Source organism: Pseudomonas pharyngis (assembly GCF_021602345.1).
Lineage (GTDB): Bacteria > Pseudomonadota > Gammaproteobacteria > Pseudomonadales > Pseudomonadaceae > Aquipseudomonas > Aquipseudomonas pharyngis.
In genome coordinates this window covers 37,628-58,440 of the sequence record NZ_BQID01000023.1, presented here as the reverse complement: position 1 = coordinate 58,440, position 20,813 = coordinate 37,628, and the positions used below count along the sequence as shown (strand labels likewise).

The window sequence follows — 20,813 nt, the reverse complement described above, 5'->3', positions numbered from 1 at the left end:
TTGTTGTCCCGCCGAGGCCTGGCCTCGCAGCAGTTGTTCGAGCAGATCGCTGGTGTTCATGACGTCGTCCTCAGGCAAAGGGGTATGACTGCGTCAGGCAACGATAGTCCTCCTGATGCGTTGCGCCAGCACCGTTGGGCTGACGCCGGGCATCAACCCGGACTCTTTTCCCGGCGCATCTGTGTCACCAGCGTGAAGCGGTCTTCGGGGTGCGTGGTTTCCGATACCACCATCAGGGCGCCGTCCTCGTCACGGTACTGGCGAATGATGTTCAGCCCCGGCGACCCGGCTTCGGCGTTGAGGCTTTTGGCGATCTCCGGACTCAGCAACACCGCGCGCACCTGCTGGTCGACTACGTCGATGTGCCGGCCGAAATGGCGCTCGATCAGGGCGGCGATCAGTTCGTCCGGATGCTGTTCAGCCAGCTCGATGACTTCGGCATAGGTTTCCTGCGCGTAGACGTCGGTCCAGCACAGCGGCGCCCGCCGGTTCTCCTCGTCGACGCGAATGCTCGACACGCAAAAATAATGCTCCCCCGGCTCCATGCCCAGGCGTCGGGCCTGGGCAATGTCGGCGACAAAACGGGAGACGTTCTGAATGCTGCGCATCTGGGTTTCCGCCAGGTGCACCAGGTCGGACACCGAGGCCAGCGACTGCGAGTACCCGCCCTTGGGCAAGATCGACTCGACGCGGGTGCCGACCCGCTTGCGCCGCGAGACCAGCCCCTGATTCTGCAACTGCGTAATGGCCGCCCGCACAGTGTGCCGGCTCACGTCGTACAGCTCGCACAGTTCGAACTCGGTCGGCAGCAACGATCCGAGCGGATAGCGACCGCTGGAGATGCCCTCCATCAAATCTTTTGCAACGACCGCATAGCGCGTGTTCATACCTTTCATCAGTCCCGATGGTTAAGCGAGTTGACAGTGTATCAGCGAGGGCGCAAGAATTATGTACGGACATAATATATATGTCCGATCAATAACAAACATATTCAGGATTCCCTCATGTCCAGCACTGTCTTCGACTCCGCCCTGTTCCGCGACATGTTCGGCACCGCCGAGATGCGCAGCGTGTTTTCCGACCAAGCCCTGATCGAACGCTACATTGAAGTGGAAGTCGCCCTGGCCCGGGCCGAAGCGCGCTGCGGCGTGATCCCGGCGGCTGCCGCCGAGCAGATTGCCGAGCTGGCAACCTATGCCTCGCTCGATCTGGCACTGATGCAGCACGAGACCGAAATCGTCGGCTACCCGATCCTGCCGCTGGTGGAGCAGCTGTCGAAAACCTGCGGTGAAGCCGGCCGTTACGTGCACTGGGGCGCGACCACCCAGGACATCATGGACACTGCGGTCGTCCTGCAAGTCCGCGCTGCGCTGGCCGTCGTCGAGCGCGACATTCAAGCGGTGCGCGGCTTGCTCGCCGACCTTGCCAAGCGCTATCGCGACACGCCGATGGCCGGCCGCACGCATTTGCAACACGCGCTGCCGATCACCTTCGGCTACAAGTGCGCGGTGTGGCTGAGCATGTTCGACCGCCACGCCGAACGTCTGGTGGAGCTGCGTCCACGGGTGGAAATCGGCCAGTTCGCCGGTGCGGCGGGCACCCTCGCCTCCCTTGGCGACAAAGGCCTGGAAGTGCAGGAAGCGCTGATGGCCGAACTGGGTCTGGGCGTGCCGCAAGCCACCTGGCACGTCGCCCGCGATGGTCTGGCGGAGACCCTGAACTTCCTCGGTCTGGTCACCGGCTCGCTGGGCAAGATTGCCCTCGACGTCATGATGATGATGACCAGCGAACTGGGCGAAGTGTACGAACCCTTCGTCAAGGGCCGTGGCGCCAGCAGCACCATGCCGCAAAAGCGCAATCCGATTTCCTGCGAGCTAATGTATGCCGCTGCCAAAGGCGTACGCCAGCAGGCGGGTCTGATGCTCGACGCGATGATTCAGGACTTCGAGCGCTCCACCGGCCCATGGCAAGCCGAATGGATCGCCATCCCGGAAGCCTTCGCGCTCAGCGCTGCCTCGCTGGGTCAGGCGAAATTCATGCTCGCTGGCCTCGAAGTGCGCACCGAGCGCATGCGTAAAAACCTCGACATGACCCAGGGCCTGATCGTCGCCGAAGCCGTAATGATGGGGCTGGCGCCGGCACTCGGTCGTCAGGTTGCGCATGACGTGGTCTACGCCGCCTGCCGCATGGCCAACGATCAGGGCACCAGCCTGCTCGACGCGCTGCTGGCCCAGGGTGAGGCCACCGCGCAACTGGATGTCGAGGAACTCAAGCGCCTGACCGATCCGGCCAACTACATCGGCCTTGCACCGCAGATGGTCGACATCGCCCTGGCGCGTGAGGGTTCGGTCAAACGCTGATCCTCACCGGGCTCGCCGCGCGCGAGCCCTCTGCCCATCGCTCGCCAATAACAACAACGAGACCGCAGACATGACCACCCCCGACAAGAAACCGCTGTACAAAGACCTGACCTTTCAGGTGATCGCCGCCATGCTGCTGGGGATTGCCTTCGGCTTCCTCGCACCGGAACTGGCGGCCAGCTTCAAGATTCTCGGCGACATCTTCCTCAAGCTGATCAAGACCGCTGTCGCCCCGCTGGTGTTTTTCACCGTGGTCCACGGCATCGCCTCGGCCGGCGACATCAAACGCGTGGGCAAAGTCGGCCTGCGTGCGTTGATCTACTTTGAAGTGGTATCGACCATCGCTCTGGCCATCGGCCTGCTCTGGGGCAACCTGCTGAATATCGGCTCCGGCATGCACGACGCTCACCCGAGCAGCGCCACTGCCGCAGCCGCCAGTGCCGCCGTCGCCAAGGGCAATGCCCCGGCGTCGACCATGGACTTCATCTACGGGATTTTCCCGGACAACTTCGTCGGCGCCTTTGCCGGCGGCCAATTGCTGCAAGTGCTGGTGATTTCGGTGCTGTTCGGCTTCGCCCTGTTGGCGCTGAAACCGGAACGCCGCAGCGTGATCGAGGATGGTCTGAGCCGGGTCTCGGAGTGCTTCTTCGAGTTCATCAACCTGATCATGAAGTTCGCCCCGCTCGGTGCGTTCGGTTCGGTGGCGTACGCGGTTGGCAGCAACGGCTCGGCGGTGCTGATGTCACTGGCCAATCTGGTGCTGATGTTTTACGTCGGCGTGGCGTTTTTCATCTTTGTCGTACTGGGTGCGGTCTGCCGTATTTCCGGGTTCAGCCTGTGGCGGTTCCTCAAGTACATCAAGGATGAGATTTTCATCGTACTCGGCACCGCTTCATCGGAAAGCGCCCTGCCGCGTCTGCTGCAAAAACTCGAGAAGTTCGGCTGCTCGAAACAGAGCGTCGGCCTGGTACTGCCCACCGGTTATGCCTTCAACCTCGACGGCACGTCCATTTACATGTCGTTGTGCGTACTGTTCATCGCCAATGCCTACGGTGTGCCGATGAGCTGGGAGCAACAACTGGGAACCATCGCGATCATGCTGGTGACCTCCAAAGGCGCGGCGGCGGTATCCGGTGGCAGCTTCGTGGTGTTTGCCGCGACCGTCACAGCGATTGGCGTCCTGCCGGTGGAAGGTCTGGCGCTGTTGTTCGGCGTCTACCGCTTCATGTCGATGGCCATCGCCACCTGCAACACCATCGGCAACAGCGTGGCCACAGTGGTGGTGTCGAAGTGGTCAGGCGAGTTCACCGAGCAGACCGCCAAGGCTGAATACAACCGGGTGTTCGGCCGCAACCCGGAAGCCGCGCTCTGACGGTTACCGATGTCACATAAAAATGCCCCGGCCCTGTCGGGGTATTTTTTTCAGGGCCAGCTAATCTTCAAGAATGGGTGAACCTTGACCCGGCCCGACCGGTCGATAGCTGCAACCCCGACCCGGTTGGTCGCCACCCTTGCTGCCCAAGGGTTTACGCGGCTTGCTGCACTTTCTGGAGAACGCCTTCGTGATATCGACCGTCCACATCGCCAGGCTCAAGGCCTGGGGCGCCCATGGTTTCACCGCGACCGGCGTGGTCACCGCTTTTCTGGCCACCCTTGCCCTGTTGGAAAACCAGCCGATCCACTGCCTGATGTGGCTGGGCGTGGCGCTGATCGTCGACGGCCTCGACGGAGCGCTGGCGCGCAAGGTCAACGTGCAGTCGGTGCTGCCGAGTTTCGACGGATCGATCCTCGATCTGGTGATCGATTACCTGACCTACGTGTTCATCCCGGCGCTGTTCATCTATCGCTACATTCCCCTGCCCGACTACACCCTGCTGCTGACCGTGTCGCTGATTCTGGTGTCGTCGCTGTTCTGCTTCTGCAACGTCAACATGAAGAGCAAGGACAACTATTTCGTCGGCTTCCCTGCTGCCTGGAACGTGGTTGCCTTGTGTCTGTACATCATCGATCCGGGGCCGTGGATCACCTTCCTGACAGTGATTGGCCTGGCGCTGCTGACGGTGACCCGGATGAAGTTTTTGCACCCTTTCCGGGTACGCCGGTTCATGCCGATCAACATTGCGGTGACGGCGATCTGGTTGCTGTGCAGCCTGTCGCTGGTGCTGAACCACCCGGTGATCAACCCGCTGGTGATGGGCTTGTGGTTGCTGGCGTCGGCATACTTCCTCGGCATCTGCATCTGGCGCACCGCGCTGGAGTGGTTTGACAGTGCGCATCTGAAATAGAAGCCCTGTCGCAATCCCTGCGGGAGCGAGCAGGCTCGCTCCCGCAGTTGTTTTGCATGACGCTCAGCGTTTAGTGATGACCACCTCCAGATACTCGCTCGGCACCACCATCGATTCCGCCCCCGCCCGGTTCAGCCCGTCGATCAGTAGCGTCAGATCCGTCTCCAGCGCCTGCCCGCTCTCCGGCGGCAACGCCGCGAACGCCTTGTGTACCGGGCCGTACCAGTGGCGAAACACATCAATGAAATGCGCCGCCGAGCGATAGCGGAAGTTGAAGTGGCGCCGAGTCACCTGCAACTGAAACTGGCGATCGTCGAAATGCGAATGCAGCCAGGCTTCCGCGCCCCAGTTCGAGGGCGGTTGCGCAACGGGTGGCGGTGGCAGGTAGCGACCGAGGGTCTTGAACATCTGGCCGACGAAGCCTTCCGGCGTCCAGTTGGCCAGGCCGATCCGTCCGCCCCGGCGACAGACCCGCGCCAGCTCCTTGGCCGCTTTCGCCTGATCCGGGGCGAACATCACGCCGAACGTCGACAGCACTGCGTCAAAACTGGAATCGGCAAACGGCAGCGCTTCGGCATCGGCGACCTGAAAGGTCACCTCCAGATGCTCGGCGCGCGCCCGGTCCTGGCCGCGCTCCAGCAATGCCGCGACATAGTCGGTGGACGTCACCAGACAACCACGGCGTGCCGCCGCGAGCGTGGCATTGCCGTTGCCGGCGGCGACATCCAGCACTTCTTCATCGCAGCGCAGGTCGCAGGCTTCGGCGAGGGTTTCGCCGACGATTTGCAGCGTGGTGCCGATCACGGCGTAGTCGCCACTGGCCCAGGCGACTTTCTGGCGTTCCTTCAGGGCAGTGAGATCAATGGGGGTACTCATGAATGGGTGCTCCACGGCAGAAGGGTCAAGCGTCACTCGGCGGTCGTCGGGTCGATGATGCTCGTCACCCGGGACACGCTGTTGGCCGGAAATCCCCCTTGCCTTGCGTGTTCGCGCACCAGTTCCTCGTTGGGTGCGATGTACACGCAATAGATCTTGTCGGCAGTCACATAACTCTGCAGCCACTGCACCTCTGGCCCGAGTTCACGCAGCACGTTGCAGGACGTTTGCGATACGGCCTTGAGTTCTTGCTCCGATAGCTTTCCGGCTCCTGGAATCTCGCGTTCAATCACGAACTTCGGCATGGCAACCTCGCATTCTTTTTATGGATGTCAGAGCCGTTGGCGGCCCTGCTCGCCCACTATCGCGCGGGCGCTGGCCGGCGTCCCTGCCAATCGTCCGGAGAGCCCGTAAAACCGGGCATTGGCCGATGAATGGCGGGATTTTGTAAAGGCCCCGAAACACTGTCGGGGGGTTGCCAACGCTCCGGCTGATCGGCTCTCATGCAGGCCCTCACCGGAACGGAATTCAAATCATGTCCTTGCGCTTCGAATGGCTCGCCGATCACCTGCAGCACAGCGACACTTACGCGGCGTGGATCCACCGCCAGTTTCACTACGAATATGCCGAGCAACCTTTGGCCGAATGGCAGCGCGAATTTGCCGAGGGCCAGACCAATGGCGACTGGCGTTGCCTGATTGCGCTGGACGGGGATCGACTGCTGGGCGGTGCGGCACTGGCCCGGGCGGATCTGGCCCTTCGACCGGATCTGGGGCCGTGGCTGGCCTGTGTGCTGGTCAGCCCCGAATCACGCGGTCAGGGTCTGGCAGCAAGGCTGATCGAGGGGATTGCTGAGGAGGCGAAAAAACGGGGCCTGCCGCGTTTCTATCTGCACACCCAGAGCAAACAGGACTATTACGCCAAACGCGGCTGGACGGTGCTGGAGCGTTTTCACGCCTGGGGTAATGAACAATGGCTCATGGTGCGCGACCTGTGAGCCATTGAGTTTCGCGGTTTACGCAGCAGGTGCCTTGGCCTCTTTGAGCAGTTGCTGAATCATCTGCTCCTGCGCCTGGTAACTGCCTTCACCAAAGTGGGTGTAACGCACCTGCCCCTTGGCGTCGACCAGATAATGCGCCGGCCAGTACTGGTTATCGAAGTTGCGCCAGATCGCGTAGTTGTTGTCGATGGCTACCGGGTAGGTGATGCCAAGCTTCTTCACCTGATCCTTGACGTTGTCGATGATCCGCTCATAGCCGTATTCCGGGGTGTGCACACCGATCACCACCAGGCCGTCCTTGCCGTACTTCTTCTCCCACTCTTTGACGTACGGCAGGGTGTGCTGGCAGTTGATGCAGTCATACGTCCAGAAGTCCACCAGCACCACTTTGCCGCGCAGGGACTCGGCTGTCAGTTCCGGCGAGTTCAGCCATTGCACCGCACCGGACAGCGACGGCATCGCGCCTTTGCCCGCCTCGTCTTCAGTCGAGTCTGCACGGACTTTGCTGACGAAGTAGTCCACCACTTTCGGCACGTTCTCCAGCACGCTTTTCTCGACCGATGCCACGCCTTGGGACGAGGTATTGGCCAGCAGCACGTTGTCAGCACCGGTGGCGATCACCGCCGCCGTCGCCAGCACCGCAACACCCGCGCCGCGGCGGAACCAGCCAGTGAAAGGAATCGACGGTTTCAGTCGGTTGACCAGACCGCGACCGGCGAAGATCAGCGTTCCCAGCGACAGCGCGCTGCCCGCGCCGTAAGCCAGCAGCAACAGGCTGGTTTGGGCGTTGGCGCCTTGCAGCATGGCACCGGTGAGGATCACGCCGAGGATCGGACCGGCGCACGGCGCCCACAGCAGACCGGTGGCGACACCGATCATGATCGACGCCATGGGCCCGGTCTTTTTCCGGGCGTCGGGGTCGAGGCGATTGCCCAGCAGCACAAAGGGCCGCGCCAGCCAGTCACCGATGCGCGCGGAAATCAGCGACAGCGCAAACAGCACCATTACCGCCAGCGCAATGTGGCGACCGGTGTTGCTGGCCTCGATCACCCACTCGCTGCTGACCACCGCCAGGCTGGAGATCAGGGCAAAGGTCAGGGCCATGCCGCCGAGGGTCAGCAGGATCGAAGAACGGGTGCGGTCGGCACCGGCGAACAGAAACGGCACCACCGGCAGGATGCACGGGCTGAGGACAGTCAACAGACCGCCCAGGAAAGCGATGAGAAACATGAGGTTCACCTTTTGAATGAGGGGTGGTCTGTCGACTGGATCGGGGGCTGATCGTTACGGGCAGCCCCCCTTCAATCCTCAAGCCGTCTGGTTATCCAGCCATTGGCTTTGCGGCGTACGGCTGGCACCGTTCTCGGCCAGCGTCTGGCCTTGCGGCGTACGGCTGGAGCCGTCGGCGGCCAGTGTCTGGCCCTGTGGCGTACGGCTGGAGCCGTCGGCAGCCAGTGTTTGGCCTTGTGGTGTGCGGCTGGCGCCGTCGGCGGCGATCAAACCTTCGCTGCCCGGCTTGGCCACCGGAGCCAGTTGGAAGCAGGTGCTGTTGCCACAGCTGTTCTGTTCGACGGCAGCGTTGGCGTGGGCCGCGACACCGGCGAGGGAGAAGGCAACAGCGGTCAGATAGCGCGATACGTTGTTCATGGCGATGTTCCTTTTATAGAGGTGGGTAATCAGTTGTCTTCGTTGCAGCCGTCGGCGAATTTGCGGTAGTCGAGTACCTGGGTCTTGCCGGCCGAGTCGAGGTAGGTCAGGCGGGCGTCGACGATGCCGCAGGTCATCGAGTTGTCCTGTTTCAGCGACACCACTTTCTGGATGTCCAGGTGGCTGCCGTAGGAGTAGGTTTGCGGAGTGACATCGGCTTCGGCGCGGGCCGACAGGGTGCAGATGTTCAGAGCGGCAAACAGGCAAGCGGCAGCGATCGATTTGGTCTTGGTGTTCATGGCGTTTTCCTCGGGGCTTCAATGGTTGAATCGTTGAGTGGGCCGAGGCGTTCTGTGTGTGCCTCGATGGAGCTCATTTAAAGCTCGCGAGGTATCGCGCATGTGTCGGCAAATGCCGTGTATAAATCGCTACGTATCCGCGCGCGCCCGGGATACACAGCGATACAAAACCCTGTAAAAATCCGCTTTTTGCGTCGGCGTGTATCCGTCACAGCGCTGGATACACTGCAATACAAAGGCAGGCAGGCGGCCTCGCGCAGGCTCGATAGACTGCCCGGCAATCCCCTTTGATTGAGGTTTGGCCCCATGGAACATGTCGATCACATCCTGATCGTCGACGACGACCGCGAGATTCGCGAACTGGTCGGCAATTACCTGAAGAAAAACGGCCTGCGCACCACGGTGGTTGCCGATGGCCGGCAGATGCGCAGTTTTCTGGAAGCCAACACCGTCGACCTGATCGTGCTCGACATCATGATGCCCGGCGACGATGGCCTGCTGCTGTGCCGCGAATTGCGCTCGGGCAAACACAAGGCCACGCCGATCCTGATGCTCACCGCGCGCAATGATGAAACCGACCGCATCCTCGGTCTGGAAATGGGCGCCGACGACTACCTGACCAAACCATTCGCCGCCCGCGAGCTGCTGGCGCGGATCAATGCCGTGCTGCGGCGCACCCGGATGCTGCCGCCGAACCTGGTGGTGACCGAAAGCGGCCGGCTGCTGGCGTTCGGTCGCTGGCAGCTCGACACCTCCGCCCGGCATCTGCTGGACAAGGACGGCACTATGGTCGCGCTCAGTGGCGCGGAGTACCGTTTGTTGCGGGTTTTCCTCGACCATCCGCAACGGGTGCTGAGCCGTGACCAATTGCTCAACCTGACCCAGGGTCGCGACGCCGATCTGTTCGACCGATCCATCGATCTGCTGGTCAGCCGTCTGCGCCAGCGCCTGCTGGATGACGCCCGTGAACCGGCCTACATCAAGACCGTGCGCAGCGAAGGCTATGTGTTCTCGCTGCCGGTCGAAGTCCTCGGAGCCCCCGCATGAATGTCGCCCTGCGCTGGCCGCGCACCCTTGCCTCCCGTTTGTCGCTGATTTTCCTGATCGGGTTGATCCTCGCTCAGGCGCTGTCGTTCGGCGCGCAATATTACGAGCGCTACGAAAGCGCGAAGAACACCATGCTCGGCAACCTCGAAACCGACGTCTCGACCTCGATTGCCATCCTCGACCGCCTGCCCGCCGAAGAGCGCCCGATGTGGCTCAAGCGCCTGGCCCGCAAGAATTACGGCTATCTGCTGAGCGAGGGCGAACCGGGCACACCGCTGGACCCACAGGACGTACCGATTGCCGTCACCTCGATTACCGATGCAATTGGCGAGGCCTATCCGCTGACGTTCACCGACATTCCCGGCCCGAAAAAACACTTTCAGGGCCACCTGCGCCTGAGCGACGGCAGCCCGGTGACCATCGATGTGCGCCCGTCGATGGTGCCGCTGTCGCCATGGCTGCCGGTGGTATTGCTCGGGCAACTGGCGCTGATGCTCGCCTGCACCTGGCTGGCGGTGCGCATCGCCATCCGCCCCCTCACCCGCCTCGCCAACGCCGTGGAAACCCTCGACCCCAACGCCCACCCGATCAACCTCGACGAAAAAGGCCCGAACGAAGTGGCCTACGCCGCCCGCGCCTTCAACTCGATGCAGGCGCGCATCGCCGCGTACCTGAAAGAGCGCATGCAACTGCTCGCGGCAATCTCCCACGACCTGCAAACCCCGATCACCCGCATGAAACTGCGGGCGGAGTTCATGGACGATTCGGCCGAGAAAGACAAACTGTGGAACGACCTCGGCGAGATGGAACATCTGGTGCGCGAAGGTGTGGCCTATGCCCGCAGCATCCACGGCTCGACCGAGGAAAGCCGACGCACCAATCTGGATTCGTTCCTCGACAGCCTGGTGTTCGACTATCAGGACATGGGCAAGGAAGTGCAATTGAGCGGCAAGAGTGAGGCGGTCATCGACACCCGCCCCCACGCCTTGCGCCGGGTGCTGGTCAACCTGACCGACAACGCGCTGAAGTTCGCCGGCGCTGCCGAGCTGCTGATTCAACGCGACAAGAGCAGCCTCTCGATCAAGGTCATGGATCGCGGCCCGGGCATCGCTGAAGAAGAACTGGCCCAGGTGATGGAGCCCTTCTACCGCGTGGAAAACTCGCGCAACCGCAGCACCGGTGGCACCGGGCTGGGGCTGGCGATTGCCCAGCAACTGGCGCTGGCGCTGGGCGGTTCGCTGACGCTGAGCAATCGTGACGGTGGCGGGTTGTGTGCGGAGCTGAAATTGCCGCTACAGGCCTGAACCAACAAAAAGCCCTGTGGGAGCCAATGCTCTCACAGGGCTTTTTGTTGTCGGTGAGATCAGTTGATGCCGATCACCCCGTCCTCATGCAGTTGCTGCAACAACGCCAGACCGCTGTCCATGAATGACACTGTTTCCGGCAACCCCGCCTCCAAAGCCAACCCTTGTAGTTGCTCACGACCATTGAGCAACGGGAACTCCTCGATCCGCTGCAACAACCGCCACGCCAGCGGACTCAGCTCGGAAAACTTCACGTTCCAGTCCGTCGTGCGCCGTACCAACAAAAGCGTCGGCTGGGCTGGTGGCGTCGCCGGTTGATGATCCGGCCCGAGCATCTGCACCGGCCAGGTGTACGCCAACGGCCAGGCCAGTGCCGAAACCTGCAACGGCCGCTCCAGCAACTGCGCCGGATCGCTCGCAGGCAAAGGTTCGGCGTCGGACAGCTGCAACACCATTTCGACCCATTCGTAATGCGCCAGCTCCACCAGGAACGCCGGCCAGTCACCCTCGCTCAACACGGCCGGTTCCGAGGCGAGGTAACCGACAAACTCCTCGGCGATCTCGCCGAATTTCGGCGTCTGCGCGCGATAGTCCCGCAGGAAGCCACGAATCAATGTGCGCCAGCGTTCCTGGCCGATGATCCGGATCAGTACCGGAAACGTGCTGCCCAGCAGTTGCGAGACGTTGTTGAACACCAGGTCGCGATAGACATTGACCCGCGCCGCGTTCATGTCGGCCGGTGGCGCTTCATGTTCTGGATCGCGCAGGTAGCGGGTCAACGCCTGTTGTTGCAGCAGAAGATTATCCACGCGGGCCTCCTTCGGTTTGCAGGCGGCGGATGGTTTGCAGTTCGGCCACCAGTTCAGAAAACGCCGGGAAATTGAAATCCCGCTCCAGCAACGTCGGCTGCGCGCCGAATCGGGCATAAGCGTCGGCCAGCAACGACCAGACCACCGGTTTGACCGAGGCGCCATGGGTGTCGATCTTCAGCGTGTCGGACTCGTCAAAGTGCCCAGCCACGTGCATCCCGACTACCCGGCCCGGCTCGATGGCGGCCAGGAAAGTCTGCGGGTCGAAACCGTGGTTGATCGAGTTGACGTAGACGTTGTTGACGTCCAGCAACAGGTCGCAATCGGCCTCGCGCAGCACGGCGTTGGTGAAGGTCACTTCATCCATGTCCTGCCGGGGCGCGGCGTAGTAGGAAACGTTTTCCACCGCCAGTCGCCGGCCGAGAATGTCCTGGGCCTGGCGGATCCGTGCGGCGACGTGGTGCACCGCTTCTTCGGTGAACGGCAACGGCAGCAGGTCATAGAGATGACCGTCGTCGCTGCAATAGCTCAGGTGTTCGCTATACAGCGGCACTTTGTGATGATCGAGAAAGGTTCGCACTTCCCGGAGAAAGCCCACGTCCAGCGGCGTCGAGCCACCGAGCGACAACGACAATCCGTGGCAGGACAACGGATATCGCTCGGCCAGCTCGCGCAACGCGGCGCCATGGGCACCGCCGACGCCGATCCAGTTTTCCGGCGCCACTTCGAGAAAGTCGAAATCGCCGGTGCGCGCGGCTTGCAGGTCTTTCATCAGGCCGCGACGCAAGCCGAGCCCGACGCTGGCCTGCAAGGTGGGGTGGGGAATCTGCATGGGCAAGATCTCTGCTGAGGAGTCGCCGGGCGTGGCGACTGACAGGCTCAGTTAAACCGCAGGGTGTATCGCGGCTGTGTGGGCAATGCGCGGGAAGTGGCGGGTTTTGTATCGGCGGCGGGTCTGTACACAGTGGGATACAGACCCGCTGCCGTCTTGGTGAGCGGCGAGTTACGCGAGGTCGTACTTCTCGCGGACCAGGTCGCCAATGCCGAGGCGATCGAGCACGTCCATCGGGCACAGGAACGTTACCCGCACCGTGCCAGGCAAACGGCTGATGTCGATCGAACCGTTGATGGTCGCGCGGTTGAGCACTTCATCGTATGGCAGGCCGGTGACGGCGGCGGCCCGTTGCAGGCCGTTCTCCACCGCGACGTTGAGGTTTTCGCCGCTGCCGATGAAGGTGATCGGCCCGGTGGCCTGAATGTCGTGCTGACCCCAACGGGCGCCGAGCTCGCGGACATGGCGCAGTTGCTCGGCGTTCATCGGCCGGGCCATCGGCGGCAGATCATCGAGGTTCTGCAACAGGATCGGCCCTTCCAGGCTCAGGCCCTTGACCACGTGCACCTGCACTTCGGTTTCCCCCGAGCAATCGGTGGCGTGGCCGGCGATTTCGCCGTTGCCCTGCTGCGCGTGCATGTCGCCCATGTACACCCCGGCGCCCGGCACCTTGACCGGACAGATCAGCACGCAACCCTCGCGGATCGAGTTGGTGTCCATGTGGCCGTCGGTCTTGGCCGCGTGCAGTTCTTCGCGGGTCATGCCGAAGCGGTGCGGGGCGCCAATCAGGTACTGGCCGAAATCGGCGCAGTTATGCGAGTCCGGCAGATCCCGCGACGGAGTGGTGCCGATGTTGCCGAGAAACGGCCGCATGTGCGCCGCCACGCCGGGCATGTCGGCGCGGGCCAGGGACAGTATCGAGTGCTGCGCCGCCATTTCCGGCAATGCGGACATTTGCGACGCCTTGCCGGCAAGTCGATCCGCCACCTCCTGATTGACCGTCAGGCTGACCTGGTGCTCGGCGTCGAACACGATCACGTAACCGTGGCTGAAGCGAAACGCACTGACTTCGGCGCCGCAATGGTTGCAGCGAATCGCCTCCTCGCCGATCCCCTCCACATGGCTCGCCGGGTGTTCGGTGCCGCACTGGCTGCAGTATTTGGCGACGAACGGATCGCCGTGATATCGCCCTTCAACAAAACTCATCACTCCTGACGACGTGGCGTGGGACGTGACCTGCATGCGTTTGATCTTGATCGCTACCGCATCGCCGACCTCGGCGCCTTCGATGTACACCGGTTGCGTCACTTCATGGCCGCCCTCGAATGACGGCGTGATCATCGGCCCCCAGCACCCCGGCGGCGTCCCCGTGACCAGCGTGCCGCCGTCGGCCAGCGGGCCGCGCATCGTCTGGCCTGGGCCGATCAGGCCGTTGGTGTACTGGTTGACGTGCAGCCGTTCGACGGACAGCTGAATGGGAGCGCTCATGGAAATCACCTCGTTGGCAGGCTGGGCGGCTCAGTTCAACGCAGGTTTGTATCGGCGCTGTGTCCGGCCAACGCTGCAATGGTCGGTCTGTGTATCCACGCACCGTCGCGATACACAACGATACAAGCCTCGAAATCCACGCAGCCCGCTCCCACCGGTGCCAACAGCGGCTAGACTCAATCAGTACCCAGTCGAGGGGGACGCAGGACAGCAGTGTCGCCCTGCCCGTTTCCACGACCACCGCCCGGTGGTGAATGCCTCGACCCCCAACGCCACCGGACTGTGATCCTGTCAATGGAGCACATGAAATGGACGAGGCCAGACTCAACGAATTCATGGGCAAACTGGTCAACGACATGGGCGGCGCGGCGATGCTGGCCAATGTCATTGTCGGCGAAGAACTCGGCCTCTATCGGGCAATGGCCGACAGTCAGCCGATCAGCCCTGAATCCCTCGCTGCAAAAACCACCTGCAACCCGCGACTGGTGCGCGAATGGCTGAGCGCCCATGCGGCGTCCGGGTACATGGAACACCTCGACGGCAAATTTCGTCTGCCGGAAGAACAGGCGCTGGCCTTGGCCAAGGAAGACTCGCCGGTGTACGTGGCCGGCGGGCTTGGCGTGGTGGCGTCGTTTTTCCATGACAAGGACAAACTGGTCAAAGCCATGCGCGGCAACGGCGCCCTGCCCTGGGGCGATCACCATCCGTGCATGTTCACCGGCACCGAGCGCTTCTTCCGCCCCGGCTACAAGGGGCATTTGATCGCCGAGTGGCTGCCGGCGCTGGACGGCGTGGTGGCCAAACTCGAAGCAGGCGCCAAAGTCGCCGACATCGGCTGCGGTCACGGTGCATCCACGGTAATCATGGCCCAGGCCTATCCCAACTCGCGATTCGTCGGCTACGACTATCACGCGCCTTCGATCACCGTCGCCACCCAACGGGCCGAAGAAGGCGGCGTCAGCAGTCGCGCGCGGTTCTTCCAGGGCACGGCGAAAAGCTACCCCGGCGATGACTATGACCTGATCTGCTATTTCGACTGCCTGCACGACATGGGCGATCCGGTCGGCGCTGCCAAACACGCCTTTGAATCCCTGAAAGACGACGGCACGGTGCTGCTGGTCGAGCCATTTGCCAACGACACCCTGGACGAAAACATCACACCGGTCGGGCGCTTGTTTTATGCAGCGTCAACGTTCATCTGCACACCAAATTCGCTGTCCCAGGAAGTGGGCCTCGGCCTCGGTGCGCAGGCCGGCGAGTTGCGCCTGCGCAAGGTATTTACCGAAGCGGGCTTCAAACACTTCCGACGGGCGACGCAGACGCCGTTCAACCTGATCCTGGAGGCACGCAAGTAACCGCCAGGCAGCGGACGCCTCTGAAAAGAGGCGTCTGTCGGTGCTGACCTGCAAGGCACTTACAGCCTGCGGAGCGCTGATCATGCTCGACCGTCCCCTCCCCGACCCGCTCGACTCTCTGCAACAAATCATGGCCGATGGCGACTTTATTGTGCTGACCGGCGCCGGCATCAGTACGCCGTCGGGCATTCCGGATTACCGCGACAGCGACGGTGTGCGCCGTGGCCGGCAGCCAATGATGTACCAGGAATTCCTCGCCGCCCCGGAGTCGCGTCGGCGCTATTGGGCCCGGGCCATGCTCGGCTGGCCGCGTGTACGTCAGGCGCAGCCGAACGCCGCCCATGAGGCGCTGGCCAGTCTGCAAAGCCACGGCCGGATCGGCGGTTTGATTACCCAAAATGTCGACACCCTGCATGATCAGGCCGGCAGTCACGACGTCATCGAACTGCACGGCAGCCTGCACCGGGTGCTGTGCCTGGATTGCGGTCAGCGCAGCGAGCGGGATTCGATTCAGCAACTTATGGAAACGCAGAACCCGTATTTGGCGGGCGTCGATGCTGTGCAGGCACCGGACAGAGACACCCTGCTCGACCCGGCTTTCGAGGCGCGCTTTCAGGTGCCGCATTGCCCGCATTGCGCAGGCGAGCGGATGAAACCGGACGTGGTGTTTTTTGGGGAGAACGTGGCACAGCCGACGGCGGCGCGGGCCATGGCGCTGGCGGAAAATGCCGCCGGGATGCTGGTGGTCGGTTCGTCGCTGATGGCGTATTCGGCGTTTCGCCTGTGCCGGGTGATTGCGGATCGGGGCAAGCCGCTGATTGCGATCAATCTGGGGAAAACGCGGGCGGATGAGTTGCTGGATTTGAAGATTGAGGGCTCTTGTGAGGCGTTGTTGCCGCTGTTGGCGGCAGGCTTGAGATCCTCGCCCTCACCCTAGCCCTCTCCCGGAGGGAGAGGGAACTGACCGAGTTGAATATTCGAGTTACACCGACCTGAAATATCGAGTCGAACTCAGGTTTCGGAAAGCATGAAGATCGGCTCCCTTTCCCCCTCGCCCCCTTGGGGGCGGTCCGACGTTTCGGGAGCGCTGGGGTGAGGGGGTAGCGGACTCACTGACACTCAAAGTCCTCAGCCCTGAGAATGTCAAAAAGCGCCTGCGCCGCCGCCGACAATTCATTCCCCGGATCCGTCAGCACGCCAATCGCCCGCTCCACCACCGGCTCTTGCAAGGTCAGGCAATGCGCGCCCAGTTCGCGCATCTGCCCGGCACACAAGGCCGGCACCGCACTGACGCCCAGCCCGCTCGCCACCATCCGCCCGACCGTCGCCAGTTGATGGCTTTCAAATTCCACCGGCAGTTTCATCCCTCGAGCCTGCAAGTGTTCTTCCAGCATCACACGCACCGTGGACGGTCGTTGCAGGGTGATGAACGGCTCCTGCAGCAAGGTCTGCCAATCAATGTCACTGCGATCAGCCAGCGGCGAATCCTGCGGCACCACGGCGACGAAACGATCACGGTAAAGCGGCGTGAACGTCAGCGAGGTGTTCTGCATCGGCTCGAAGGCCACGCCGAGTTCGACCTGACGATCACGGACCATTTCCAGCACTTGCTCGTTGATCACGTCGTTGACCGTGACGTTGACGTTCGGATAACGCGCGCGGAAGGTCTTGAGGATCGGCGGCAGCAGGTTGCCGGCAAACGACGGCATCGCCGCCAGCGTCACCCGCCCACGCTGCAGGCTGAAGCGCTGGCGCATTTCGTCTTCGGCGTTGTCCCAATCGGCGATCAGGCGCCGGGCCAGCGGCAGCAGCGATTCGCCTTCCGGGGTCAGCGCCACGTTGCGCGTGTTGCGACTGAACAGGCGCCCGCCCAGGCCTTCTTCCAGCGCCTTGATGGTCAGGCTCAGTGCCGACTGCGACAGGTGCAGACGCTCGCAGGCCACGGCGAAGCTCAGGCTCTGGGCCACGGCGAGAAAGGCGCGGATCTGCTTGATGGTCATGGTTGTGTTACTCGACGGACTAAGCTGAACATCCGTCCGCCGACCGAGGCGGACATTTAATGAGCTTTATCAATCAATCAACCTTAAAAATCAACTTAACAAATATATCCTCCAGCGCGACACTCCAGTCACTCGGCTAGCCAGCCGCCCGACAAACAATAAAAGAGGTGCATATGGCAGGTTTCGACAAGCGCGTGTATTCCTACGAGGAAGCCATGGCAGGTCTTGAAGACGGCATGACCGTGATCGCCGGCGGCTTCGGCCTGTGCGGCATTCCGGAAAACCTGATCGCCGAGATCAAGCGCAAGGGCACCCGCGACCTCACCGTCGTCTCCAACAACTGCGGCGTCGATGGCTTCGGCCTCGGCGTGCTGCTGACCGACCGCCAGATCAGCAAGGTGGTCGCCTCCTACGTCGGCGAAAACAAACTGTTCGAAGAGCAACTGCTCAAAGGCGACATCGAAGTCGTCCTGACCCCGCAAGGCACCCTCGCCGAGAAAATGCGCGCAGGCGGTGCAGGCATTCCGGCCTTCTTCACCGCCACTGGCGTCGGCACCCCGGTCGCCGAAGGCAAGGAAGTGCGTGAATTCCACGGTCGCAAGTACCTGATGGAAGAATCCATCACCGGCGACTTCGCCATCGTCAAAGGCTGGAAGGCTGACCACTTCGGCAACGTCATCTACCGCCACACCGCGCAGAACTTCAACCCGCTGGCCGCCACCGCCGGCAAGATCACCGTGGTCGAAGTCGAAGAAATCGTCGAACCCGGCGAGCTGGATCCGGCACACATCCACACGCCCGGCATCTACGTCGACCGGGTCATTTGCGGCACGTTCGAAAAACGCATCGAACAACGCACCATCCGCAAATAATCCAGGCTGACGGAGAACAAGAACATGGCACTTTCCCGCGAACAAATGGCTCAACGCGTCGCCCGCGAAATGCAGGACGGCTACTACGTGAACCTCGGCATCGGCATTCCGACCCTGGTCGCCAACTACATCCCCGAAGGCATGGAAGTCATGCTGCAATCGGAAAACGGCCTGCTCGGCATGGGCCCTTTCCCGACTGAAGACACCATCGACGCCGACATGATCAACGCCGGCAAACAAACCGTGACCGCACGGATCGGCGCTTCGATCTTTTCCTCGGCCGAATCCTTCGCGATGATCCGCGGCGGCCACGTCGACCTGACCGTGCTGGGCGCCTTCGAAGTGGACGTGCAAGGCAACATCGCCTCGTGGATGATCCCCGGCAAACTGGTCAAGGGCATGGGCGGCGCGATGGACCTGGTGGCCGGCGCCGACAACATCATCGTTATCATGACCCACGCGTCCAAGGACGGTGAGTCCAAGTTACTGAGCCAGTGCAGCCTGCCGCTGACCGGCGCCGGTTGCATCAAGCGCGTGCTGACCGACCTCGCCTACCTGGAAATCGAAAATGGCGCTTTTGTCCTCAAGGAACGCGCACCTGGCGTCAGCGTCGAGGAAATCGTCGCCAAAACCGCTGGTAAGCTGATCGTCCCGGATCACGTACCAGAAATGCAGTTCGCTGCCGAGTGAGGAATTCGAAAATGCAAGACGTCGTCATTGTTGCCGCCACGCGCACCGCGATCGGCAGTTTCCAGGGTTCGCTGGCCAGCGTCTCCGCCGTGGATCTGGGCGCAGCGGTCATCCGCCAGTTGCTTGAGCAGACCGGCCTGGACGGTGCTCAGGTCGATGAAGTGATCATGGGCCAGGTGCTGACCGCCGGTGCCGGCCAGAACCCGGCGCGCCAGTCGGCGATCAAGGCCGGCCTGCCCCACGCCGTACCGGCCATGACCCTGAACAAGGTCTGCGGCTCGGGCCTCAAGGCCCTGCACCTCGGCGCCCAGGCGATCCGTTGCGGCGACGCGGACGTGATCATCGCCGGTGGCCAGGAAAACATGAGCCTGGCCAACTATGTAATGCCGGGCGCGCGCACCGGTCTGCGCATGGGTCACGCACAAATCGTCGACACCATGATCAGCGATGGCCTGTGGGATGCGTTCAACGATTACCACATGGGCATCACCGCCGAGAATCTGGTCGAGAAATACGAGATCAGCCGCGAACAGCAAGACGCCTTCGCCGCTGCGTCGCAACAGAAAGCCGCCGCAGCCATCGAGGCCGGTCGTTTTGTCGATGAAATCACCCCGATCCTGATCCCGCAGCGCAAAGGCGATCCGGTGGCGTTCAAGGTCGACGAGCAACCACGCGGCGACACCACCGCCGAATCCCTGGCCAAACTGCGTCCGGCCTTCAAGAAGGACGGCAGCGTCACCGCCGGCAACGCTTCGTCGCTGAACGACGGCGCAGCTGCGGTCATTTTGATGAGCGCCGAAAAAGCCAAGGCCCTGGGCCTGCCGGTCCTGGCGAAAATCGCCGCCTACGCCAACGCCGGCGTCGACCCGGCGATCATGGGCATCGGCCCGGTTTCCGCCACTCGCCGCTGCCTGGACAAGGCTGGCTGGAGCATCGGCCAACTCGACCTGATCGAAGCCAACGAAGCCTTCGCCGCGCAATCGCTGGCGGTGGCCAAGGATCTGCAATGGGATCTGGACAAGGTCAACGTCAACGGCGGCGCCATCGCCCTCGGTCACCCGATCGGTGCGTCGGGCTGCCGTGTGCTGGTGACGTTGCTGCACGAAATGATCAAGCGTGATGCGAAAAAGGGTCTCGCGACCCTGTGCATCGGCGGCGGCCAAGGCGTGGCCCTGGCGCTGGAACGCGCGTAAGCGCAAAGAGGTTCAACAGCGGGCAGTGGATCCACGACATCCATGGCCCGTTGGCAACAAACCCGGTACGACTCACGTCGCACCGGGTATTTTTTTGCCCGGCCGTCAGCCAAATTTCACCAGATTCAGCACCGGCAACGGCCCGCCCGGGAACTGCGCCAGTCGTGCACCCACGCTCAACTCACCCAGATCGATACCGAAGAAGCCGAGCTGATCGATCAGCGCACCCACTTCCGCCTTGGCCTGTGCATCATCCCCGGACAGGAACAACACGCGCTTGCCACCCTCCGACGCCGGATCCGCTTCCAGCAAACGCGCCAGCAAGTGGTTGAACGCCTTGACCACCCGCGCACCCGGTACCCATTCGGCGAACACTTCGCTGGACGGCCGCCCCTGCAAATCCACCGGTTTGAACGACGGTGCTTCAATCGAGTTGTTGGCGTCGATGACGATCCGCCCGCCGAAGTCCGGCAGCCCGGCCAGTGCCGTCGGCAGTTTCGACCAGTTCACCGCGACCAGCACGATGTCTTGGGCCGCCGCTTCTTCACGGGTAACGGCACGGGCAGTCGGGCCGAGTTCTGCGACCAGTTCAGCCAGGGTCTCCGGCCCGCGACTGTTGGCGATGACCAACGGGATGCCCTGACGCGACAAGGCTTTGGCAAACGCTGAACCGATGGCGCCAGCGCCGATGATTCCGATAGTGCTCATGGGGTTCTCCTCAAAGTGGGGTAAGACTCGAAACGAATCTTGCGCTTG

Annotated in this window: 22 protein-coding genes; 11 read left to right on the top strand and 11 right to left on the bottom strand. The window is 62.4% G+C overall.

What is annotated here, in order from left to right; all coding sequences use genetic code 11:
* Positions 1 to 152: 152 nt before the first annotated feature.
* The gene (locus tag L6D74_RS28250) at positions 153 to 887 is read right to left on the bottom strand and encodes a GntR family transcriptional regulator (RefSeq protein ID WP_236191393.1); all 735 of its coding nucleotides are present in this window, start codon (positions 885 to 887) and stop codon (positions 153 to 155) included.
* A 117-nt stretch (positions 888 to 1,004) separates the two neighbouring features.
* Here L6D74_RS28250 and L6D74_RS28245 point away from each other — a divergent pair, with 117 nt between their 5' ends.
* From L6D74_RS28245 to pcsA, 3 genes are all read left to right on the top strand, one after another.
* Positions 1,005 to 2,360 (top strand): class-II fumarase/aspartase family protein, encoded by a 1,356-nt coding sequence (locus L6D74_RS28245; protein WP_236191392.1) that lies wholly within the window; start codon positions 1,005 to 1,007, stop codon positions 2,358 to 2,360.
* A gap of 70 nt (positions 2,361 to 2,430) precedes the next feature.
* The gene (locus L6D74_RS28240) at positions 2,431 to 3,732 is read left to right on the top strand and encodes a cation:dicarboxylate symporter family transporter (RefSeq protein WP_236191390.1); all 1,302 of its coding nucleotides are present in this window, start codon (positions 2,431 to 2,433) and stop codon (positions 3,730 to 3,732) included.
* 190 nt (positions 3,733 to 3,922) lie between these two features.
* The gene (pcsA, locus tag L6D74_RS28235) at positions 3,923 to 4,645 is read left to right on the top strand and encodes a phosphatidylcholine synthase (RefSeq protein WP_236191388.1); all 723 of its coding nucleotides are present in this window, start codon (positions 3,923 to 3,925) and stop codon (positions 4,643 to 4,645) included.
* 63 nt (positions 4,646 to 4,708) lie between these two features.
* Here the strand turns inward: pcsA and L6D74_RS28230 are convergent, their stop codons facing one another.
* Positions 4,709 to 5,521 (bottom strand): class I SAM-dependent methyltransferase, encoded by an 813-nt coding sequence (locus L6D74_RS28230; RefSeq protein ID WP_103387128.1) that lies wholly within the window; start codon positions 5,519 to 5,521, stop codon positions 4,709 to 4,711.
* Between the two features lie 32 nt (positions 5,522 to 5,553).
* On the bottom strand, positions 5,554 to 5,826 hold the full coding sequence (locus tag L6D74_RS28225; protein ID WP_064595343.1) for a DUF4242 domain-containing protein: 273 nt from the start codon (positions 5,824 to 5,826) through the stop codon (positions 5,554 to 5,556).
* Between the two features lie 230 nt (positions 5,827 to 6,056).
* On the opposite strand from L6D74_RS28225, the gene L6D74_RS28220 reads away from it, so the two are divergent.
* Positions 6,057 to 6,518 (top strand): GNAT family N-acetyltransferase, encoded by a 462-nt coding sequence (locus tag L6D74_RS28220; protein ID WP_236191387.1) that lies wholly within the window; start codon positions 6,057 to 6,059, stop codon positions 6,516 to 6,518.
* Positions 6,519 to 6,536: 18 nt separating this feature from the next.
* On the opposite strand, the gene L6D74_RS28215 is transcribed toward L6D74_RS28220, so the two are convergent.
* The 3 genes from L6D74_RS28215 to L6D74_RS28205 form a co-directional block, all read right to left on the bottom strand.
* On the bottom strand, positions 6,537 to 7,751 hold the full coding sequence (locus L6D74_RS28215) for a cytochrome c biogenesis protein DipZ (protein ID WP_236191385.1): 1,215 nt from the start codon (positions 7,749 to 7,751) through the stop codon (positions 6,537 to 6,539).
* A gap of 78 nt (positions 7,752 to 7,829) precedes the next feature.
* Positions 7,830 to 8,168 carry a hypothetical protein gene (locus L6D74_RS28210; RefSeq protein ID WP_236191383.1) on the bottom strand — a complete coding sequence of 113 codons (339 nt, stop codon included), beginning with the start codon at positions 8,166 to 8,168 and terminating at the stop codon, positions 7,830 to 7,832.
* A gap of 29 nt (positions 8,169 to 8,197) precedes the next feature.
* The gene (locus tag L6D74_RS28205; RefSeq protein WP_007956290.1) at positions 8,198 to 8,467 is read right to left on the bottom strand and encodes a DUF2790 domain-containing protein; all 270 of its coding nucleotides are present in this window, start codon (positions 8,465 to 8,467) and stop codon (positions 8,198 to 8,200) included.
* A 306-nt stretch (positions 8,468 to 8,773) separates the two neighbouring features.
* Between L6D74_RS28205 and L6D74_RS28200 the strand changes: the two genes are divergently transcribed.
* Positions 8,774 to 9,514 carry a response regulator gene (locus L6D74_RS28200; protein ID WP_011333526.1) on the top strand — a complete coding sequence of 247 codons (741 nt, stop codon included), beginning with the start codon at positions 8,774 to 8,776 and terminating at the stop codon, positions 9,512 to 9,514.
* Positions 9,511 to 10,818, top strand: coding sequence for an ATP-binding protein (locus L6D74_RS28195; protein ID WP_236191381.1), 1,308 nt, complete (start codon positions 9,511 to 9,513; stop codon positions 10,816 to 10,818). Before L6D74_RS28200 ends, L6D74_RS28195 begins: the two co-directional genes overlap by 4 nt.
* Positions 10,819 to 10,877: 59 nt before the next feature.
* On the opposite strand, the gene L6D74_RS28190 is transcribed toward L6D74_RS28195, so the two are convergent.
* The 3 genes from L6D74_RS28190 to L6D74_RS28180 form a co-directional block, all read right to left on the bottom strand.
* Positions 10,878 to 11,627, bottom strand: coding sequence for an HvfC family RiPP maturation protein (locus tag L6D74_RS28190; RefSeq protein WP_236191380.1), 750 nt, complete (start codon positions 11,625 to 11,627; stop codon positions 10,878 to 10,880).
* Complete coding sequence (locus L6D74_RS28185) at positions 11,620 to 12,459, bottom strand: HvfB family MNIO-type RiPP peptide maturase (protein ID WP_236191378.1); 840 nt, start codon at positions 12,457 to 12,459, stop codon at positions 11,620 to 11,622. The genes L6D74_RS28190 and L6D74_RS28185 overlap by 8 nt, the downstream gene beginning before the upstream one ends.
* A 171-nt stretch (positions 12,460 to 12,630) precedes the next feature.
* A complete protein-coding gene (locus L6D74_RS28180; RefSeq protein ID WP_236191377.1) occupies positions 12,631 to 13,947 on the bottom strand; it encodes an acetamidase/formamidase family protein in 1,317 nt (438 codons plus the stop codon).
* 308 nt (positions 13,948 to 14,255) lie between these two features.
* On the opposite strand from L6D74_RS28180, the gene L6D74_RS28175 reads away from it, so the two are divergent.
* Both L6D74_RS28175 and L6D74_RS28170 read left to right on the top strand, forming a co-directional pair.
* Entirely contained in the window at positions 14,256 to 15,302 is a 1,047-nt protein-coding gene (locus L6D74_RS28175) for a class I SAM-dependent methyltransferase (protein ID WP_085648848.1), read from the top strand.
* Between the two features lie 82 nt (positions 15,303 to 15,384).
* Complete coding sequence (locus L6D74_RS28170) at positions 15,385 to 16,239, top strand: NAD-dependent protein deacetylase (RefSeq protein ID WP_236191375.1); 855 nt, start codon at positions 15,385 to 15,387, stop codon at positions 16,237 to 16,239.
* Positions 16,240 to 16,411: 172 nt separating this feature from the next.
* Here L6D74_RS28170 and L6D74_RS28165 read toward each other — a convergent pair whose 3' ends face one another.
* Positions 16,412 to 17,302, bottom strand: coding sequence for a LysR family transcriptional regulator (locus L6D74_RS28165; protein ID WP_236191372.1), 891 nt, complete (start codon positions 17,300 to 17,302; stop codon positions 16,412 to 16,414).
* A gap of 173 nt (positions 17,303 to 17,475) precedes the next feature.
* Here L6D74_RS28165 and L6D74_RS28160 point away from each other — a divergent pair, with 173 nt between their 5' ends.
* Genes L6D74_RS28160 through L6D74_RS28150 form a run of 3 tightly spaced genes read left to right on the top strand, consistent with a single transcriptional unit; the run spans position 17,476 to position 20,057 of the window.
* A complete protein-coding gene (locus tag L6D74_RS28160) occupies positions 17,476 to 18,174 on the top strand; it encodes a CoA transferase subunit A (RefSeq protein ID WP_007956274.1) in 699 nt (232 codons plus the stop codon).
* Between the two features lie 24 nt (positions 18,175 to 18,198).
* A complete protein-coding gene (locus L6D74_RS28155) occupies positions 18,199 to 18,864 on the top strand; it encodes a CoA transferase subunit B (protein WP_085648845.1) in 666 nt (221 codons plus the stop codon).
* A gap of 11 nt (positions 18,865 to 18,875) precedes the next feature.
* Entirely contained in the window at positions 18,876 to 20,057 is a 1,182-nt protein-coding gene (locus L6D74_RS28150) for an acetyl-CoA C-acetyltransferase (RefSeq protein ID WP_039767824.1), read from the top strand.
* A 105-nt stretch (positions 20,058 to 20,162) separates the two neighbouring features.
* Here L6D74_RS28150 and L6D74_RS28145 read toward each other — a convergent pair whose 3' ends face one another.
* A complete protein-coding gene (locus L6D74_RS28145) occupies positions 20,163 to 20,765 on the bottom strand; it encodes an NADPH-dependent F420 reductase (protein WP_236191371.1) in 603 nt (200 codons plus the stop codon).
* Positions 20,766 to 20,813: the final 48 nt, after the last annotated feature.

Coding starts and splice junctions, on each gene's coding strand:
- L6D74_RS28215 (WP_236191385.1), bottom strand. CDS start 7,751: ATGTTTCTCATCGCTTTCCTGGGCGGTCTGTTGACTGTCCTCAGCCCG.
- L6D74_RS28185 (WP_236191378.1), bottom strand. CDS start 12,459: ATGCAGATTCCCCACCCCACCTTGCAGGCCAGCGTCGGGCTCGGCTTG.
- L6D74_RS28145 (WP_236191371.1), bottom strand. CDS start 20,765: ATGAGCACTATCGGAATCATCGGCGCTGGCGCCATCGGTTCAGCGTTT.
- L6D74_RS28155 (WP_085648845.1), top strand. CDS start 18,199: ATGGCACTTTCCCGCGAACAAATGGCTCAACGCGTCGCCCGCGAAATG.
- L6D74_RS28160 (WP_007956274.1), top strand. CDS start 17,476: ATGGCAGGTTTCGACAAGCGCGTGTATTCCTACGAGGAAGCCATGGCA.
- L6D74_RS28205 (WP_007956290.1), bottom strand. CDS start 8,467: ATGAACACCAAGACCAAATCGATCGCTGCCGCTTGCCTGTTTGCCGCT.
- L6D74_RS28150 (WP_039767824.1), top strand. CDS start 18,876: ATGCAAGACGTCGTCATTGTTGCCGCCACGCGCACCGCGATCGGCAGT.
- L6D74_RS28170 (WP_236191375.1), top strand. CDS start 15,385: ATGCTCGACCGTCCCCTCCCCGACCCGCTCGACTCTCTGCAACAAATC.
- L6D74_RS28220 (WP_236191387.1), top strand. CDS start 6,057: ATGTCCTTGCGCTTCGAATGGCTCGCCGATCACCTGCAGCACAGCGAC.
- L6D74_RS28195 (WP_236191381.1), top strand. CDS start 9,511: ATGAATGTCGCCCTGCGCTGGCCGCGCACCCTTGCCTCCCGTTTGTCG.
- L6D74_RS28175 (WP_085648848.1), top strand. CDS start 14,256: ATGGACGAGGCCAGACTCAACGAATTCATGGGCAAACTGGTCAACGAC.
- L6D74_RS28240 (WP_236191390.1), top strand. CDS start 2,431: ATGACCACCCCCGACAAGAAACCGCTGTACAAAGACCTGACCTTTCAG.
- L6D74_RS28250 (WP_236191393.1), bottom strand. CDS start 887: ATGAACACGCGCTATGCGGTCGTTGCAAAAGATTTGATGGAGGGCATC.
- L6D74_RS28210 (WP_236191383.1), bottom strand. CDS start 8,168: ATGAACAACGTATCGCGCTATCTGACCGCTGTTGCCTTCTCCCTCGCC.
- L6D74_RS28200 (WP_011333526.1), top strand. CDS start 8,774: ATGGAACATGTCGATCACATCCTGATCGTCGACGACGACCGCGAGATT.
- L6D74_RS28165 (WP_236191372.1), bottom strand. CDS start 17,302: ATGACCATCAAGCAGATCCGCGCCTTTCTCGCCGTGGCCCAGAGCCTG.
- L6D74_RS28245 (WP_236191392.1), top strand. CDS start 1,005: ATGTCCAGCACTGTCTTCGACTCCGCCCTGTTCCGCGACATGTTCGGC.
- L6D74_RS28230 (WP_103387128.1), bottom strand. CDS start 5,521: ATGAGTACCCCCATTGATCTCACTGCCCTGAAGGAACGCCAGAAAGTC.
- L6D74_RS28225 (WP_064595343.1), bottom strand. CDS start 5,826: ATGCCGAAGTTCGTGATTGAACGCGAGATTCCAGGAGCCGGAAAGCTA.
- L6D74_RS28180 (WP_236191377.1), bottom strand. CDS start 13,947: ATGAGCGCTCCCATTCAGCTGTCCGTCGAACGGCTGCACGTCAACCAG.